This window comes from Halorubrum saccharovorum DSM 1137, from assembly GCF_000337915.1.
GTDB classification, from domain to species: domain Archaea; phylum Halobacteriota; class Halobacteria; order Halobacteriales; family Haloferacaceae; genus Halorubrum; species Halorubrum saccharovorum.
This window is the reverse complement of record NZ_AOJE01000040.1, coordinates 1-1,566: the sequence shown is the minus strand read 5'-3', so window position 1 is coordinate 1,566 and position 1,566 is coordinate 1. Positions and strand designations below refer to the sequence as shown.

General features: G+C 64.8%; 2 pseudogenes. Both read right to left on the bottom strand.

Annotation, left to right across the window (positions count from 1 at the left end):
- Nucleotides 1-584: pseudogene (locus C471_RS18445) on the bottom strand (hypothetical protein); the annotation flags it as partial.
- Between the two features lie 300 nt (nucleotides 585-884).
- Nucleotides 885-1,566, bottom strand: a pseudogene (locus C471_RS18340) (ABC transporter substrate-binding protein); the annotation flags it as partial.

The window sequence follows — 1,566 nt, the reverse complement described above, 5'->3', positions numbered from 1 at the left end:
GTCACGACGAGCACCCGTATCGTCGAGGCCGCGCTCATCCCGGGCGGCGTTCCGATCACGGGCAGCGAGATCGCGCCCGTGAGCCACTCGGGTCGCGGATAGATCGTCCCCGTCCGGCCGAAGACGATGGCGACGACCTCCTGAGCGGCTATCAAGACTCCGAACGTGACCAGCAGCTGATCGAGCAGATCGCGATCGTAGAACGGCTTCGCGAGGAATCGCTCCATGGCCACGCCGACGACGAAGATGACGACCGGCGTCAAGATCAAGNAGATCGCGATCGTAGAACGGCTTCGCGAGGAATCGCTCCATGGCCACGCCGACGACGAAGATGACGACCGGCGTCAAGATCAAGGCCGGGACGAACCCCCAGCCGAGACCGATCGTGCCGTACTCGGAGAGGAGCCCCCCATACTGCTCTCGGGACGCGATGAGGAGCCCGATGTACGCGCCGCCGAGATAGAGAACACCGTGCGCCATGTTCACGTACTTGAGCGACCCNACAGGCCGATCGCGACCAACAGATACAGCGATGCGACGCTCAGCGCGATGAAGACGAATCCGACCGCCGCGTCGAGAGTCATCCCAGCCACCTCGGACCAGACACAATTAGCTGTCTCATGGATTGCACGATTGTTGATGATCTCTTCGGTATGTTAATCTTGTGGTCCGGTGACTTCTCACGTGAGAAGGGTACGCTATGTCACGAGGTAGCACGGCGGCCGAACCGACACGTTGGATCGGAAAAACGGGAAGACGGGGCGGTGATACACCCGGTATCGGAGCCGGCGGGATTACTCGTCGCCGTACTCGTTTTCGCTCATGGCGCACTCGGAGGCGGGGAACTCGTTGGCTCCGTAGATCAGCGGGTCGGTGGTCNGGGATTACTCGTCGCCGTACTCGTTTTCGCTCATGGCGCACTCGGAGGCGGGGAACTCGTTGGCTCCGTAGATCAGCGGGTCGGTGGTCTCGACGACTTCGGTGCGGATGCCGAGCTCTTCGGCGCGGTCGTCGCCGACCCCCTGCACGAGGTACCACGGGCGCTCGACCTGGTGGTCGGCCTCGCGGAAGACCGAGTCGCCCCACGCGAGGCTCCACTCGAAGTCCTCGAGCGTGCGGACCACGGTCGGCGGGTGGAACGTCCCCGCCTCCTCGACGGCGGCGGCGTAGACCATCATCGACTCGTAGGTGTGNAGTCCTCGAGCGTGCGGACCACGGTCGGCGGGTGGAACGTCCCCGCCTCCTCGACGGCGGCGGCGTAGACCATCATCGACTCGTAGGTGTGTAGCGAGCTCTGGTTGGGCGTCTCGTCGTACTCGTCTTGGTACGCGTCGATGAACACCTGGCTGGCCTCGTTGTCGGCGGCGGGGTTCCACGGCTCCATGCCGAGGACGCCCTCGGCGTCGGCGCCGAGCGGGTCGAGCGTGAACGCGCTGACGTGCGGGATGATCACGTCGACGTCGTCGGTCAGCCCGGCGTCGCGCAGTTGCGCGAGGCCGCTGGCGGCGAAGTTGCCGAAGCTGGAGAAGTACAGCGTGTCGGCGCCGGACTCTTCGAGCGCCTGGA